Origin of the sequence: Sporosarcina sp. PTS2304 (genome assembly GCF_003351785.1) — a bacterium.
Lineage (GTDB): Bacteria > Bacillota > Bacilli > Bacillales_A > Planococcaceae > Sporosarcina.
In genome coordinates this window covers 621,486-638,380 of the sequence record NZ_CP031230.1, presented here as the reverse complement: position 1 = coordinate 638,380, position 16,895 = coordinate 621,486, and the positions used below count along the sequence as shown (strand labels likewise).

The window sequence follows — 16,895 nt, the reverse complement described above, 5'->3', positions numbered from 1 at the left end:
CCAAAGATGGCATGGAAATCCAGTTTTTTTATTGCAAGCGACTGCTTAGTATTCCATGATGATTGGAATAATCATCGGACGTCTTTTTGTTTGCTGATATAAATAAGAACTCAGTGTCTCACGGATCTCTTGTTTAATGTTTGTCCATTCAAACGTCTCTTTATTCACATACTTTTCCACTATCTTGCGGATTAAGTTTGTTGCTTCTTCAAAAAGTTCTTCTGATTCACGTACATAGACGAAACCTCTCGATACGACTTCTGGACCTGCTGCAATTCTCTTTTGTTTTCTGTTCAACGTTACGACCACGGTGAAAATTCCATCCTGTGACAATAGTTTACGGTCACGCAACACGATATTTCCAACATCTCCTACACCAATTCCATCGATTAAGACGTTACCCGCTTGCACTCTTCCGCTCATGCGTAACTTATCGTTTTTGTATTCAACGATATCCCCTTTGTCCGCGATAAATATGCGGTTTTTCGGAATACCGACTTCTTGTGCTATTTTAGAGTGTGCAATGAGCATACGGTATTCCCCTTGAATTGGAATAAAGTATTTTGGTTGCATTAAATTCAACATCATCTTTAAATCTTCTTGTGAGCCGTGACTAGACACGTGTACATTACGTGAAGATGTCAGTACTTTTGCTCCAGCTTTAGCCAATTCATTCATCATTTGATACATGGAAATTTCCATTACTGGTGACGGAGTGAAAGTGATTAGTACTGTATCTGTTGCTTTTATGTTGATCTCTCTATGGTGCTTACGAACAATTTTCTCTAAAGCTTCTAAAGGTTCACCCTGATTACCCGTTATGATGATGACGATGTCTTGATCGTCGTATTTATCCATTTCTTTTACCGGAATCACAATGTCTTCTTCTACTTGTAAATAACCTAATCGTAGACCAACTTCAAAGTAGCTCTCTAAACTTTTACCTATGACCGCAACTTTTTTACCCTTCGCTGCAGCTTGATCGAGTACTTGTTGAATTCGGATAAAGTTCGAAGCGTAAAGTGCTACTAAAATTCTTCCTTGTGCTTCGTGGAATGTCTTCGATAAACGTTTTTCAATTACCGACTCCGATGTTGTATGACCTGGACGCTCTGCTTCTGTAGAATCTGACATCAAAATAAAGACGCCTTCTTCACCTATGTTCGCCATTTTCCCAATGTCTGGACGATATTTCCCTTTAGCGGCTTGGTCAAATTTAAACTCACCTGTATTGACAATCGCACCTTCACTTGTATGGAAGACGATTCCTAGCGTGTCCGGGATACTATGCGTTGTGTTAAAAAATGTTACATGTGTACGTTTGAAATTCATGCGGCTGCGATTGGTCACTTCAAAGAAACGCACATTCGACGGAGCAGGCATTTTTTTCAAATGTTCTTTTGCAAGAGCAAGTGTCAATTTCGTTCCATATACAGGTGCTTGTACTTTCTGAAGCAAGTAAGCAATGGAACCAATTGCATCCTCATGACCATGCGTTAAGAAAATTCCTTTAATACGATCTTTATTTTCTTCTAAGTACGTCATATCAGGAATTACAAAATCAATTCCTAGCATTTCAGTTTCAGGAAACATTAACCCTGAATCCATGACGAACATTTCGTCATCTATTTCTACAACGTACATTGCCTTACCAACTTCTCCGACTCCACCTAATGGAATCACTTTAATTTGTTCATTTTGTATTTTAGTCAATTTGTTTCCTCCTATATTCTATTCCCGTTCACAACGACTAAAACCCATTATACGAGATAGTAGGTGCTCTGTACAAACAAAAAAAGCCGGATTGTTCATCCGGCTTCACTTTATTCTGCAATAATTGCTCTATTTTTAAATTTTTTCCAGTACTTTTTCAATATTTGCAACTTCCTCTTCGTCCAGTTCAACTAACGGTAAACGCACACCACCTGTTGATATACCTAGCTTTTCAAGCGCATATTTCACTGGCACCGGATTAGGTGATGAAAATAATGCGTTAAAAACAGGTAGTAGTGCTCGATGGATTTGTGCTGCTTTTTTTGTTTGTCCATTTTGAAACGCCTGGATCATTTGTTGCATTTCATTGCCTACAACATGTGATGATACCGAAATAATTCCTCTTCCGCCAATGGAAAGTACCGGCAGTGTCAAACCGTCATCCCCGCTGTATAATTGAAAATCATCTGCTGCGCCATCGATGATTTCAGCCATTTGTTCTAGATTGCCACTTGCTTCTTTGACTGCTTTTATATTAGGTATTTTAGACAATTGAATCACTGTTTCGGGCAGTAAATTCACGATCGATCTACCAGGGATATTATATAGTAAGACAGGTAAAGACGTTGCATTGGCAATTGCAGAGAAATGGGCATACATGCCTTGTTGATCGGGCTTATTATAATAAGGGGTTACTAGCATAATTCCATCAGCACCAGACGATTCAGCCATTTTTGTTAATTCGATCGATTCAGCTGTATCATTTGTTCCAGTTCCAGCAATTACCGGAATCCGCTTATTTACTACTTTTATTACAAAGTCCAATAACTCTTTTTTCTCCACTCTAGTAAGCGTCGGGGATTCGCCCGTTGTCCCGCTGACTATTACAGAATCCGTCCCATTTGCGATTAAATGCTCAAGCAATACGGACGTTTTTTCAAAATCGATTCCACCAGTTGGAGAAAAAGGAGTGACCATTGCCGTGCCTATATTTCCAAGCTTCACATTGATCATCCCTTTTCATAATCTCTCACTCGTACCTGTTCACTTAACGAGTGCTTCTGCAATCTGCACGGAGTTTAATGCAGCCCCTTTTAGTAAATTATCTGATACTATCCACAAATGGAAGCCGTTCGGATGATTTAAATCTTTACGAATTCTTCCAACAAACACTTCGTCTTTCCCTTCAGCGTATAGCGGCATTGGGTATAGTTGTGCAGATGGATCGTCTTGCAAAACAATTCCAGGAGCATTTTGCAACAGTGCTTGAATATCTTTTGTTGTTACATCTTCTTGGTCGATTTCAATATACACTGATTCAGAGTGACCAGATACAACAGGCAATCTGACGCACGTTGCAGCTACTGACATATCATAATCATTAAATATTTTTTTCGTTTCATTGATCATTTTCAACTCTTCCAATGTATAGCCAGATTCGTCGAATGAATCAATTTGCGGAATCGCATTGAAAGCGATCGGATAATGACGCTTCGCACCTGCAGATGGAAGTACTTCCGCTTCAATGTCACTTCTGTCATCGAACTGCTTACTTTGCTCAGCTAATTCATCTATAGCTTCTACTCCTGCGCCTGAAACGGCTTGATAAGTAGAAACGATTAATCTGCTTAGACCGTATTGATCTTTGATCGGCTTTAGTGCCGCCACCATTTGAATTGTCGAACAGTTCGGGTTAGCAATAATTCCAGAGTGATTTTTCAATACATCTGGATTTACTTCAGGTACGACAAGTGGGATGTTCGGATCCATACGGAAAGCACTTGTATTGTCAATAACTACGGCTCCTCTTTTCACTGCTTCGTGTGCAAACATTTCAGAAATACTTCCGCCTGCACTAAAGAATGCAATGTCGACTCCTTCAAAAGCTTCAGGTGTCGTTTCTTGTACAATATATGTTTCCCCGAAAGCTTTAATCTCGTTGCCAGCTGAACGTTTGGACGCTAGTAACTTGATAGATTGTGCTGGAAATTTACGCTCTACTAATTTCTCAAGTATTTTCGTCCCGACAGCTCCTGTGGCTCCGACAATTGCAACATTTACATTCTTCATCTTGATCTTCCTTTCAATTATTAACAAGTCTATACTAAGTTATCTTTAAATAACTGCATCTCGTTAATTGTTATTGAACGAATTATAACATATTTTGCGAAATTTAAAAATCTATTTTCATGCATCTTTATGCATTATTAAGAGTGGTTGTAACTGCTTGCCGTTTATAGCAGCAATAGTAGTAGCTGGCAGGAGTGAAAAATCAGCTATTAAAGAGTTTGGTTTTTTCAAACAATCATCTTGACCAAACGGAATAAAATAGACATGTTTCATGTTTAATAACTTCACTAAATTCGCTGCATTCAAACCTAACGCATCGTTTGTTGATACACCGAGCACTACAGGTTTTCCGTTGCGCAATGTCGCTTTTGCAGCCATTAATACAGGTGAATCTGTAGCGGCATTAGCAAATCTGCTCATGGAATTCCCAGTAAGCGGAGAAATAATCATACAGTCTAATGGATTGGTTGGACCAAATGGTTCAGCTTCCCTAATACTGGATATCACTTTTTCACCTGTAGCTTTCTCTATACGTTCGATCCATTCTTCCCCTGTACCAAAACGCGTTGCGGCGTGAAGTACAGAATGAGTAATAATCGGAACGACTGACGCCCCTACCTTTTGCAAAGAATCAATCATTGGAAGCAATTGGTCATATGTGCAATGTGAAGCCGTAATACCTAATCCGATTCGTTTTCCTTCAAGCATCTAGCTCCCCTTTCTTCTGAATCCATTCTCAAAACGGCGTCTACTACAACTGTCGCCGCATCCACAGGAAAATGTATCCCGGGCAATTTGAGGTGTATCGTATAGTATTCAGAAGTTGTGGAAGGCTTTAGGCAACCCGGTGCTGAAGCTACATCAAATATGCGCCCTGCTCGTTTCGGATCTAACCACTGTGCAGGTATAGTATTGACTACATATCCATCTGTAAATGTAGTATATTCCGTTAGGCGGGTAGTATCATATCCTAGAATAGCTGCTTCAGCTAATTGTTCATCCGATCTCGCAGCGACTGTAACATTCGCTTGTAAATTATTTAAAGTAAATGCCAGTGCTTTTCCTACCCTGCCAAAACCCGCTATATAAAAGCGTTTCCCTGCAATCGTTCTCTTTGTTTGTTCATAAAATACGTCAACAAATGCTTCAGCAGTCAATTGAGCGTTTTTCCAAATAAATTGTTCGTTTCGCAAGTAGCTTTTATGCTGTATGCCGAATTCATTTAACTGATGAATCCATTGTGCTGCAGTCTGCCCTGTATATAGCACTGTTGTTTTTTTTAGAAGCTTCGGTGGAATAGGGTTCGTCATAGACAAAAGCGGGAGAATGATACGATCAGGTGCTGATGTTCGTAAACTTTTTTCAAGCTCATCGCTAAATGAGTCCTCCGCTACATATGAACAACTGTATCCTTGCGTGTTTAATATATCCGATGCTAAACGCAACCGTTGATCACTTCCAATAATTAACCATTTAGTCATACTCCATCACATCCTTACGATCTAATTCATGCGTTTTCCCAAAAAGAATACGATCTTCACCTACAAGTACAATCTCATGCCAAGGAATATACTCAATGACATCCTGATCTTTTTGACGGAACAAATTTTTCCCCAGCTTTTTTCTAATCTCAAATCCAATAATTTCCCCTGTTTTGTGATTAAAAAGAAGATCCGTATCTGCCAAAAATCCATACCGCATTCCTTCCTCGACTTGAATTAACTCCTTTTGTGCGAGTTCAGATAACAACATATAAGTCCTCCCTCTCTTATGATCTCTATCATCATATGTGTAGAAAGGGAGAACTCGACTAGTTCTGCATTTTTTTATATTGTTGGGTATTCTTTCTTGGTGCAATAATCGAAAGTGCACGGTCACTCGTCAAAATCTGTTGAGCTAATCGATAGACGCTACGCTTTTCCACTTTCTCAATTTGCTCGACTACATGTTCGATCGTTTCGTGTTTGCGCAACACTAATTCATTGCGCCCATTACGATACATTCTAGATTCGGACGTTTCTAATCCGAGAATGAAGCTTCCTTTTAGTTGCTCTTTAGCATTTCGCAATTCGTGATCCGTAATTCCGTCATGCAACAACTCCGCAATTACTTGTTCTATCGTTTTATACGTCTCTTCAAAGTTGTCCGGTGACGTACCACAATAGATGACGAAGCCACCAGCCTTCTCATACGCTGCATAATACGTGTAGACAGAGTAGGCTAACCCTTTATTCTCCCGCACTTCCTGGAACAGCCTGGAAGACATCGTGCCGCCTAAAATACTGTCGAACAAACTAAGTTCGTAAATTTTATCGTGTGTAGAAGGCAGAGAAGGATAACCAAAGCACACATGCGCCTGCTCAATCTCTTTTGCTTTTATCACTTTTTTAGCTGCGAAATCTGGCACTATTACTTCATCTTGTACACTGATAGGAAGTTTGCTTTTATATGATCCGAAATGAGCTTCGATCAATTTAATGAGTCGTTCATCATAATTCCCCGCAATCGAAATTACAAGGTTTTCCGGACCATAATGACTTGCCATAAAATCATCTACCATTTCTTTTGTGAAACGTTTAATCGTCTCTGCACGTCCGCCAACAGGTTTCCCGATTGGATCTGCCGGGAACATTGCAGACCAAAGTTTTTCATCTGCATCTTCTTCCGGCATATCTTCTACAGATGAAATTTCATCTAAAATAACAGATTTCTCTTTATCCATTTCTTCTTCTTTGAATTGTGAATGAAAGAACATATCAGATAAAATTGTCAGTGCGTATGATGCATGATGACTGAGAACCGTTGTATAATAGCAAGTCATTTCTTTTGATGTGAACGCATTTAAATCCCCGCCAATCTGATCAAATTGCTCAGCGATCATTCTCGCTGTTCTCGTGGCTGTTCCTTTAAATAACATATGCTCTATGAAATGAGCAATTCCTTCTTGCTCCGCTGTTTCGTTTGAAGAACCTGCGTGTACCCATACACCGACAGCTACCGACTGTACATGCGGCATTTTTTCATGAACTATGCGTACACCGTTAGAACATGTATATGTCTCGATCATCGACTTCTCTCCCTTAATAAAGTGCAAAAAGCCTACTTCGCCGCAACTTGTGCAGGAAGAGGCTTTTGACTTGATTCTTACTCTTTGTTAGCTTTTTCTTTGGCTTCTTTTTCTTCTAAAATAACGACTTTTCTAGAAAGATTTACTCGTCCTTGTCTATCAATTTCGATTACCTTAACGAATAATTCATCACCAAGTTTCAGCACGTCTTCTACTTCTTTTGTACGTGCTTCCTGAATTTCAGAAATATGAAGCAAACCGTCTTTCCCAGGGAAGATTTCTAAGAACGCACCGAACTTTTCAATACGCTTTACTTTCGCCAGGTAGTATTCGCCAACTTTCGCTTCACGAACGATATTTTCAATCATTTGCTTGGCTTTTGCGTTCATTTCAGAATTCGGGGATGCGATATAAATCGTACCATCTTGTTCTGTATCGATTTTTACTTGTGTTTCTTCAATGATTTTATTGATCACTTTACCACCAGGCCCGATCACGTCGCGGATTTTATCTGGATTGATATGAATTACAATAATCTTTGGTGCATATTCAGACAATTCTTCACGTGTCTCAGAAATCGTAGTCATCATATGGTTGAGAATATGAATGCGGCCAATTTTTGCTTGTGTTAATGATTCTTCTAAAATTTGACGAGAAAGACCATCGATTTTGATATCCATTTGAAGTGCAGTAATACCTTTACTAGTACCTGCTACTTTAAAGTCCATATCACCTAAATGATCTTCCATTCCTTGAATATCTGAAAGAATTGAGTAATCTTCATCTTTTTTGATCAAGCCCATTGCAATACCTGCTACCGGCGACTTGATCGGTACACCCGCGTCCATCATAGCCATTGTAGAAGCACAGATAGATGCTTGTGAAGACGAACCATTAGATTCTAATACTTCTGCGACTAGACGCATTGTATAAGGGAATTCAACTTCATCAGGAAGGACAGGAAGCAATGCACGTTCTCCAAGCGCCCCATGACCGATTTCACGACGGCCTGGTCCACGGATCGGTCCAGTTTCACCTACACTAAAGTTCGGGAAGTTGTAGTGATGCATAAAGCGTTTAGACTCATCTAAACCTAATCCATCAATCATTTGGACTTCACCAAGTGCTCCTAACGTACAAACACTCAATACTTGTGTTTGTCCACGTGTGAACAGTGAAGAGCCATGTGCACGTTGCAATAAGCCTGTTTCAGAAGACAATGGACGAATTTCATCTAATCCACGGCCATCTGGACGCACTTTGTCCACCGTAATTAATCGACGAACTTCATCTTTAACCATTTGTTCCAAAACAGCTTTTACTTGCTTAATCGTTTCTTCGTCAGCTTCTTGTTCATTATAACGTTCAAGTACTGATGCTTTTACTTCATTAATCGCATCTTCACGCGCGTGTTTTTCTTCTGTTTGTATAGCAGCGATTAAATCACTCTCACAGAAATCTTTTACTTCTTTGCTAATTTCAGCATCCAGTTCGAATAATTCAATCTCGAACTTCTCTTTACCGATTTCTTGAGCGATTTTTTCTTGGAATTCAATTAATTTCTTAATCTCATCGTGACCGAACATAATCGCTTCAAGCATAATATGCTCAGAAACTTCTTTTGCTCCTGCTTCTACCATGTTGATTGCATCTTTCGTTCCAGCAACGACTAAATCGATTTCAGAGTTTTCAAGTTGTGCCGGTGTTGGATTGACGATGAATTCACCATCAATACGACCTACTTGAACACCTGCAATAGGTCCGTCAAACGGAATGTCTGAAATAGATAGCGCCAGTGAAGATCCAATCATAGCAGCGATTTCTGATGAACAATCTTGGTCTACTGACATGACAAGTGAAATTACTTGTACGTCATTTCGGAAACCATCAGGAAATAAAGGTCTAATCGGACGGTCGATTAAACGACTTGTCAATACAGCCTTTTCTGAAGGACGGCCTTCACGTTTAATAAATCCACCTGGAATTTTACCAACCGCGTATAAACGCTCTTCATAGTTTACTGTTAGTGGGAAAAAGTCTAGAGGTTTTGGTTTCTTAGAAGCAGTTACCGTAGAAAGTACTGTTGTTTCACCGTAACGAACGAGCACAGCACCATTTGCTTGCTTAGCAAGTTGTCCAGCTTCGATCGTCAGCGTACGTCCTGCCCAATCGAGTGTATACACTTTTTTCTGTTCTGACATTGTAGAACTCCTCTCTATTGTAAAGCTGTTTTTACCTGTTGATGGTATGTAATTAGTAGTAGTGTACCAAATATGATACATGTATGCGATTTTTTCACTCTTCATTCCATAGAAAAAAGCGGGCAATGCCCGCTTCTCAGTCTTATTAACGGCGTAAGCCTAATGTTGCAATAAGATCACGGTAACGTTGAACGTTAGTTTCACGTAGATATCTTAACAGACGACGACGTGTACCAACCATTTTGTACAGACCGCGACGTGAGTGGTGGTCTTTCTTATGTGTACGTAAGTGACCGTTCAAGTTATTGATCTCTTCAGTAAGGATAGCAATCTGAACATCAGCAGATCCAGTATCATTTTCATGAGTTTTGAATTGATTGATAAGCTCAGTTTTGCGCTCTTGTGTAATAGCCATCCTTTTCACCTCCTAAATTAAAAGTATCCCCATCTCCCGAGCAAACGTTGGTGAATCGTGGTGCCAAGAAGTGGTTTGTGTATTGAACACTATTTTATCATATCACGGCATGGTGCTCGTTGCAACAACCAACTCTATTCATTTAATAAGTCGATTGCCGTTTGTTTATCTTTCGCTATTTGTTCTTTCAATGCATCCAATGATTCAAACTTTTTTTCGGATCGTATTCTATATAGCCAGTCGATCGCTATATGCTTGCCGTACAAGTCCATAGAAGCATCTAGTAAATGTACTTCCGCTGTAGCTTGACGATGCTCTGGATTATGAAAGGTAGGTTTGACTCCCATATTACAGACCCCGTTATACCACGTACCATCGATTAAACAGGTCACAGCGTAGACACCATTCGCAGGGACGATATGCTCTTCGTCGGTTTGAATATTAGCTGTTGGAAACCCAAGCTGACGTCCCCGTTTTTCCCCGTGAACTACTTCTCCTACTGTACGGAACGGTCGTCCTAATAAACGTGAAGCATCTTCTACATTACCTTCTGATAGTAGCTGCCGAATCTTCGTGGAAGACGTTTTACCGTTTTCATCGAATGTTACTTTGGAAACAGTAGTCGTTCCATATAATCCTTCCGATAACCGATTCATATCCTCCATTGTTCCTGCACCTTTCGCTCCAAATGTAAAATCAAAGCCTGCAGTGACATGTTTAACATGTAAGCCTTTAACGAAAATATCAATAAACTGTTGCGGAGACAAACTTGCCAAAGCCCAATCAAAACTGACGATGAATAAAGCATCTACATGCAGACCTTCCAACAATCTGACTTTTTCCTCAAAAGGAGTGATATAGCCGATGTTCTTGCCTGAAAAGAGCTGAGATGGATGTGGATCAAACGTCATAACAGCTGTCTGTATTGCTAATTTTTCCGCTGTCTTTTTTGCAGAACAAATCACTTCTTGATGTCCTTTATGTATGCCATCAAAAAAACCGATAGCTAAAGAATAGTCGTGCTTCTCTCCAATATCTACTCGGTCCGGGTAACGTAATCTGTAGATTTCCATTTCTATCTCTCCTTACTCATTAGGCAATAACATTTTTTCTGGCTTCATCAGCCCAGCTTTTGTTGGATGATTTTGATATATTGCCAATACTTTTTCTTCATATGTCATTAGAATAGACGGATGAGTACTCAATAATGGATGAGCAGGGAGTACTTGACCATTTTGAATACTATCTAATGCCGTAGGACTAATTTCTACTAAAGGAAATTCTGTTAACACTTGTTCAATTGGCAATAAAATAGATTGTATGTTTTCCTCTTCCATTACTTTCGACACTTCTGCCAGTGTTTTGCATTGTTCTTGACGGAAGTTTCCTGAAGCAGTGCGTACTAGTGATTCCATATGAGCTGGATAGCCAAGTAACTCGCCAATTTGGACAGCTAATGTACGAATATACGTACCCTTTCCACACCGTACTCGTATAGTAAATGTTACTTGCTCCCCGGTAAATGTGTCCTCATCATTTAACAGTTCTATTTCGTCAATTTGCACTATTCTTTTCGGACGTTCCACTTCAATCCCTTTTCTGGCATATTCGTAAAGGCGTTTACCATTTACTTTAACAGCTGAATACATCGGGGGGATTTGTGTAATTTCACCGGTTAACTTATGTAGTACTTCTATTATTTGAGTTCTTGAAAATTCTTTCTGCGAATTATCGCTTGCGACTGTCTCACCTTGCGCATCTTCGGTTTCGGTAGAGCATCCGATCGATACTGTCGCAATATACTCTTTTCCTGCATCTGTTATATAAGAAGCCACTTTTGTCGCTTTTCCTATACAGATAGGTAAGACACCTTCTACTTCAGGATCTAATGTGCCGGTATGTCCTACTTTTTTTGTCCGTAAAATCTTTCGAAGTTTAAAGACGCAATCATGTGATGTCATCCCTTTTTCTTTCCATAAAGGTAATATGCCGTTCATCTTGTTGCCCCTTCTTTCCATAGGTTCATTGGAAAACATGTCAACTATAAGAATAGAGGAAGTCATTACGCTTAAGCGATAATGAACTTCCTCCACATGTTTTACAGCTCGTCTTCATCATTCACTTGACGGATTAAGCTCTCGATACGATTACCATAAGCAACCGATTCGTCTAATTCAAATTCTATTTCTGGTGTTTTACGTAAACGAATTCGTTGACCGATTTCAGTCCGAATAAACCCTCTAGCTTTTGATAAGCCAATCAAAGTGTCTTCGCGCTCTTTATCTGTCCCTAGAACCGAAATAAACACTTTAGCCTGTTGTAAGTCTCCTGTTACGTCTACGCCTGTTACTGTAACAAAACCTATACGCGGATCTTTCAACTTTTGACCGATAATATCGCCCAATTCTTTTTTCATTTGCTCAGCAACTCGATTTGCACGCACTGACATGAACATTCACCTCGTTCTATACTCATAAGTAGTCAACTGTACACGCGGTCATTTCCCATTCTGGATTTGATTCGAATAGGCGAATCGCTCTTCTAACTTCCCGCTCTGCCGCATCTTTTGACGATGCGACAGCTACTAAAGCAAAAGTCGTCCTTTGCCAAAGATCTTGATGATCTATTTCTGCAACAGAAACATTATAGGAATTTTTCACTCGATCTTTCATACGATTTAATACAGCTCGCTTATCTTTAAGCGATGCCGCAGCCGGTATAAAGAATGAGCATTCCGCGTATACGATCATACTCTTTTAATTTCTTCCATGATATATGCTTCGATAATATCGCCCTCTTTGATATCATTGAACTTTTTAATCATAATCCCACATTCATAGCCTCTTGCCACTTCTTTAGCATCGTCTTTGAATCGCTTCAACGTATCAAGCTCGCCTTCAAATACGACAATATTATCACGAAGGACACGGACACTAGAATCTCGTGTAATTTTACCGTCAATTACATAACTACCTGCAATTGTTCCTACTTTTGTCACTTTAAATGTTTCGCGGACTTCAGCTTGACCGATTACTTTTTCCTCATATTCAGGATCCAGTAAACCTTTCATTGCTGACTCAATCTCTTCAATCACTTTATAAATAATACGGTGGAGACGAATATCTACGCCTTCCTCTTCTGCTGCACGTTTTGCATTTGTATCAGGACGTACATTAAACCCTATAACAATTGCATTTGAAGCTGCTGCCAATGAAATATCTGATTCGTTAATCGCACCTGCACCCGTATGGATAATTTTCACGTTAACGCCTTCTACTTCAATCTTCATAAGAGAAGATGCCATCGCTTCTACTGCTCCTTGAACGTCCGCTTTGACGATCAAGTTCAATTCTTTCATTTCGCCTTGCTTCATTTGATCAAATAAGTTATCTAATGTCACACGTGTTTTTTCAACACGTTGTTCCTGAAGAGCTTCCCCGGCACGGGACTCACCGATTTGACGCGCAGTCTTCTCGTCCTTAAATACAACAAAACGATCGCCTGCTTGTGGTACATCACTCAATCCAGTGATTTCTACCGGCGTGGATGAACCTGCCTCTTTTACTCGTCGACCTAGATCGCTGACCATTGCACGAACACGACCGTACGTATTACCTACCACAATAGGATCTCCTACGTGCAATGTACCATTTTGTACGAGCAATGTAGCGACAGAACCTTTCCCTTTGTCGAGTTGAGCTTCGATTACAGTACCTCTTGCTCTGATAGATTTATCAGCTGTAAACTCGCCGACTTCAGCTACAAGAAGAACCATTTCAAGAAGTTGGTCAATTCCTTCACCTTTAAGTGCAGAAATTGGTACGAAGATTGTATCTCCACCCCAATCTTCTGATACTAAGCCATGTTCTGTTAACTCCTGCATCACACGGTCTGGGTTAGCGGATGGTTTATCCATCTTATTAACAGCAACGATAATAGGGACTTCTGCTGCTTTCGCATGATTAATCGCTTCTACTGTTTGCGGCATAACACCGTCATCTGCTGCTACTACTAATATTGTTAAATCCGTTACTTTCGCTCCGCGTGCTCTCATCGTCGTGAAAGCTTCGTGGCCCGGTGTATCTAAAAACGTGATCTTTTTATCATTTACTTTAATTTGGTACGCACCGATATGTTGCGTAATTCCTCCAGCCTCACCTTGCGTAACTTTTGTATCACGAATAGAGTCAAGTAAAGTTGTTTTCCCGTGATCTACGTGACCCATAATCGTAACAACTGGTGGTCTTTCTTCAAGGATCCCTGGAGTTTCTTCTTCTTCCTCTTCTGGATCGTCAAAGTAGATTTCTAAATCTGTAACGTCAATTCTTACTTCTTCTTCTACATCTACACCATAATCTGCACAGATTAGCTCAATCGCATCTTTATCCAACTCTTGGTTAATCGTTGCCATTACACCAAGCATGAATAGCTTTTTGATGATTTCGGACGGTTCTTTACCTAATTTTTGCGCTAGTTCACCAACCGATAGTGATTCGTAAAATGTAATTTTTTCCGGTAGTGGTTTTTCAATCTTTTGTGCTGGAACTGCCGGACGATATTTACGACGTCCTTGGTTAATTCCGCGAGCTGGTGGTCTTCCACCGCGGCCGCCGCCAGGACGACCTCCGCCACCTGCTGGACGCGCGCCTTGACCTTGTCTCGGCTGTTGATTTGCAGGTCTAGATTGGTTAGAGCCTTGCCCTTGTGGACGGTTGGTATTGCTTGAAGCCGGGCGATTAGCTCCGCCTTGACTATTTGCTGGACGATTAGTTCCTTGTGCTGACTGTCCACTAGATTGCGACTTAGCGGTAGGTTTATTAGTACTGTTTGAACGGTCTGTCCGCTGATTTGTTGGTTTGTTAGTTGCAGGTTTTGGTTGTGTCTTTTTCAGAGAACCGAATTTCTCATCTAACTTCGCAATAGAAACTGGATCCAACTCTTCCATATGACTCTTTATGATAATATTGCTTTTGCTTAATTCATCTGCGATATCTCTACTCGTCTTGCCTATTGATCTGGCATATTCATGTACTTTAATTTTCGTCATTAGCCCACCCCCGGTTATATTCGTTGAGGAGCTCGGATAATTTTTTGGCAAATCCTTTATCCGTTAGCGCCAAGACCACTCGTGCTTCTTTACCAATTGCATGCCCAAGGTCTTCACGACTCCCAAATACATGCTTCTCAACGTCGTAAGTCTTACATTTATTCGTTAATTTTTTCATCGTATTCGCGGATGCGTCAGCTGATAGAATGACTAACTCCGCTTTGCCTGATCGCACTTCTGATACGACTAAGTCTTCTCCCGTAACGATCATTCGCGCACGGGCTGCTAATCCAAGCAGTTGATAAATCTTCGAAGGATCCATCATTTTATCGCCTCTCGACGTATCGTATGCAAAAGATCCTCATACACTTGCTCTGGAATCTTTACACCAAGCTGATTTTCAATTGAGCGTTGCTTGCGCGCTTTTTCTACCGCTTCTTCCGTCTTTGAAACGTATGTACCGCGACCTGATTTTTTACCTGTCAAGTCTACAGATACTTCTCCTTCTTTTGTGCGAACGATTCGAATCATTTCTTTCTTAGGGAGCATATCACCTGTAGCTGCACATTTACGCAAAGGGATTTTCCGATTGTTCGACATCAGCATGCAATCCTTTCCAAATCAATCTTCTTCGTCTACATCTGCGTATAAATCAATATCTTCCGCCTGTTCACTTGGCGTTTCACCTTCATACTCGTAAGCTTCTAAGTAGTCTTCCTCTTCAGACGCTTCTTCATTCAAAGTTTCTTCAGCGCGTGGATAGATTCCTAATTCTCTTGCATCAGTTTCACTCTTGATATCAATTTTCCAGCCAGTTAATTTAGCAGCCAGTCTTGCATTTTGCCCTCTTTTACCGATAGCTAGTGACAACTGATAATCAGGTACGACTACTGTAGTAGAACGTTCTTCTTCATCTACTTGCACGTCGATAACTTTTGAAGGACTTAAAGCATTCGCAACAAATACGACTGGGTCTTCAGACCATTCCACGATGTCTACTTTCTCACCGTTCAATTCGTTTGATATCGACTGAACTCGTGCGCCGCGTGAGCCGACACAAGAACCAACCGGGTCTACTTCTTCGTTCGTTGTATGAACGGAAATTTTCGAACGGTCTCCTGCCTCTCTTGCAATCGATTTAATCTCCACAGTACCGTCGTAAATCTCCGGCACTTCTAGTTCGAATAAACGGCGTAATAAACCGGGATGTGTTCTAGAAACAAATACTTGAGGTCCTCTAGCCGTTCTTTCCACCTTTGTTATATACACTTTAATACGATCGTGAGGTGCATACGTTTCTGTTAGAATTTGCTCGCTAGACGGTAAAACTGCTTCTACTTTTCCTAATCCTACGAATAAGTTTTTAGCATCCATTCGCTCAACAATTCCATTGACTATATCTTCTTCACGATCGATATACTCTTCATATATAAGTCCGCGTTCCGCTTCACGAACACGTTGTGTAACGACTTGTTTCGCTGTTTGTGCTGCAATACGTCCAAAATCGCGTGGTGTCACTTCTTCTTCTACGACATCAGCAAGCTCATAGACAGGGTTAATCATTTGTGCATCTTCGAGTGAAATTTGCAGACGATCGTCTTCTACTTCTTCCACGACATCTTTTCTTGAATAGACTTTCATCGTACCTTTATCTAAATTCAAATCCACTCGAACGTTTTGTGCTTGGTTAAAGTTTCGTTTATATGCTGTTACTAGTGCTGCCTCAATTGCGTCCACTAATACATCTCTTGAAATGCCTTTTTGCTGTTCAAGAGCTGTCAGGGCTTCGAGTAGATCACTACTCATGTTCATCACTCCCACATTCTATTATCATTGTGCATAGTTCGGTTGCCATTCCTTTTATTAAAAGTCAATAGCAAGACGAGCAAATGCAATTTTTGTTTTATCAATTTCTACTAACACTTTTCTAGTCTTAATACGTATTTCCACTTTTGCAAAGACCGGACCATAGCCGAGTAAATATCCTTCAAACTCTTTTAGTCCATCAATCGGTTCATAGGTCTTGATGAACACGTATTGGCCTACTGCTTTTTCAAAATCTTCATCTTTTTTCAATGGTCTTTCCGCTCCGGGAGAAGACACTTCAAGGAAGTAATTTTGTGTGATTGGGTCTACACGGTCTAGTTCCTCACTTAGCTTCTCACTTACAGCTGCACATTGATCAATATCAATGGCTCCTTCAGGCGTGTCGATATAAATACGTAAAAACCAATCACGACCTTCTTTTAAGAACTCCACGTCAACTAGTTCAAGTCCTAATTCTTCAACAATTGGACTTGCTAACTTTTCGACTTCCTCTGTAATTTTACTCAATGATATCCCTCCCGAAATTCAAAATAACAACAGAAAAGAGCGGGGAGC

At 40.3% G+C, this 16,895-nt stretch carries 18 protein-coding genes; all 18 read right to left on the bottom strand.

The window, feature by feature from the left end; genetic code table 11:
- Positions 1–45: 45 nt before the first annotated feature.
- Positions 46–1,713, bottom strand: coding sequence for a ribonuclease J (locus tag DV702_RS02860; protein WP_114923374.1), 1,668 nt, complete (start codon positions 1,711–1,713; stop codon positions 46–48).
- Positions 1,714–1,848: 135 nt separating this feature from the next.
- Positions 1,849–2,727 carry a 4-hydroxy-tetrahydrodipicolinate synthase gene (gene dapA / locus DV702_RS02855; RefSeq protein WP_114923373.1) on the bottom strand — a complete coding sequence of 293 codons (879 nt, stop codon included), beginning with the start codon at positions 2,725–2,727 and terminating at the stop codon, positions 1,849–1,851.
- 30 nt (positions 2,728–2,757) lie between these two features.
- Positions 2,758–3,783, bottom strand: a complete 1,026-nt coding sequence (gene asd, locus DV702_RS02850; protein WP_114923372.1) for an aspartate-semialdehyde dehydrogenase — start codon at positions 3,781–3,783, stop codon at positions 2,758–2,760.
- Between the two features lie 117 nt (positions 3,784–3,900).
- Positions 3,901–4,491, bottom strand: a complete 591-nt coding sequence (locus tag DV702_RS02845) for a dipicolinate synthase subunit B (protein ID WP_114923371.1) — start codon at positions 4,489–4,491, stop codon at positions 3,901–3,903.
- A complete protein-coding gene (locus DV702_RS02840; RefSeq protein ID WP_114923370.1) occupies positions 4,464–5,264 on the bottom strand; it encodes a hypothetical protein in 801 nt (266 codons plus the stop codon). Before DV702_RS02840 ends, DV702_RS02845 begins: the two co-directional genes overlap by 28 nt.
- Positions 5,257–5,535: a YlmC/YmxH family sporulation protein gene (locus DV702_RS02835; protein WP_114923369.1), complete on the bottom strand. Its 279-nt coding sequence runs from the start codon at positions 5,533–5,535 to the stop codon at positions 5,257–5,259. The genes DV702_RS02840 and DV702_RS02835 overlap by 8 nt, the downstream gene beginning before the upstream one ends.
- A gap of 58 nt (positions 5,536–5,593) precedes the next feature.
- A complete protein-coding gene (locus DV702_RS02830; RefSeq protein WP_114923368.1) occupies positions 5,594–6,850 on the bottom strand; it encodes a M16 family metallopeptidase in 1,257 nt (418 codons plus the stop codon).
- 77 nt (positions 6,851–6,927) lie between these two features.
- The gene (pnp, locus tag DV702_RS02825) at positions 6,928–9,051 is read right to left on the bottom strand and encodes a polyribonucleotide nucleotidyltransferase (RefSeq protein WP_114923367.1); all 2,124 of its coding nucleotides are present in this window, start codon (positions 9,049–9,051) and stop codon (positions 6,928–6,930) included.
- 145 nt (positions 9,052–9,196) lie between these two features.
- Positions 9,197–9,466: a 30S ribosomal protein S15 gene (gene rpsO, locus DV702_RS02820; RefSeq protein ID WP_114923366.1), complete on the bottom strand. Its 270-nt coding sequence runs from the start codon at positions 9,464–9,466 to the stop codon at positions 9,197–9,199.
- A gap of 134 nt (positions 9,467–9,600) precedes the next feature.
- Positions 9,601–10,539 (bottom strand): riboflavin biosynthesis protein RibF, encoded by a 939-nt coding sequence (ribF, locus tag DV702_RS02815; protein ID WP_114923365.1) that lies wholly within the window; start codon positions 10,537–10,539, stop codon positions 9,601–9,603.
- A gap of 12 nt (positions 10,540–10,551) precedes the next feature.
- On the bottom strand, positions 10,552–11,463 hold the full coding sequence (gene truB / locus DV702_RS02810; RefSeq protein ID WP_114923364.1) for a tRNA pseudouridine(55) synthase TruB: 912 nt from the start codon (positions 11,461–11,463) through the stop codon (positions 10,552–10,554).
- A 101-nt stretch (positions 11,464–11,564) separates the two neighbouring features.
- On the bottom strand, positions 11,565–11,915 hold the full coding sequence (gene rbfA / locus DV702_RS02805; RefSeq protein WP_114923363.1) for a 30S ribosome-binding factor RbfA: 351 nt from the start codon (positions 11,913–11,915) through the stop codon (positions 11,565–11,567).
- Between the two features lie 22 nt (positions 11,916–11,937).
- Entirely contained in the window at positions 11,938–12,216 is a 279-nt protein-coding gene (locus tag DV702_RS02800; protein ID WP_114923362.1) for a DUF503 domain-containing protein, read from the bottom strand.
- Complete coding sequence (infB, locus tag DV702_RS02795; protein WP_114923361.1) at positions 12,213–14,513, bottom strand: translation initiation factor IF-2; 2,301 nt, start codon at positions 14,511–14,513, stop codon at positions 12,213–12,215. Before infB ends, DV702_RS02800 begins: the two co-directional genes overlap by 4 nt.
- Positions 14,500–14,838, bottom strand: coding sequence for a YlxQ family RNA-binding protein (locus DV702_RS02790; protein ID WP_205407209.1), 339 nt, complete (start codon positions 14,836–14,838; stop codon positions 14,500–14,502). Before DV702_RS02790 ends, infB begins: the two co-directional genes overlap by 14 nt.
- Positions 14,835–15,113, bottom strand: a complete 279-nt coding sequence (gene rnpM, locus DV702_RS02785) for an RNase P modulator RnpM (protein ID WP_114923360.1) — start codon at positions 15,111–15,113, stop codon at positions 14,835–14,837. The genes DV702_RS02790 and rnpM overlap by 4 nt, the downstream gene beginning before the upstream one ends.
- A gap of 21 nt (positions 15,114–15,134) precedes the next feature.
- Positions 15,135–16,319: a transcription termination factor NusA gene (gene nusA, locus DV702_RS02780; RefSeq protein WP_114923359.1), complete on the bottom strand. Its 1,185-nt coding sequence runs from the start codon at positions 16,317–16,319 to the stop codon at positions 15,135–15,137.
- 57 nt (positions 16,320–16,376) lie between these two features.
- Positions 16,377–16,847: a ribosome maturation factor RimP gene (rimP, locus tag DV702_RS02775; RefSeq protein ID WP_114923358.1), complete on the bottom strand. Its 471-nt coding sequence runs from the start codon at positions 16,845–16,847 to the stop codon at positions 16,377–16,379.
- Between the last annotated feature and the right edge of the window lie 48 nt (positions 16,848–16,895).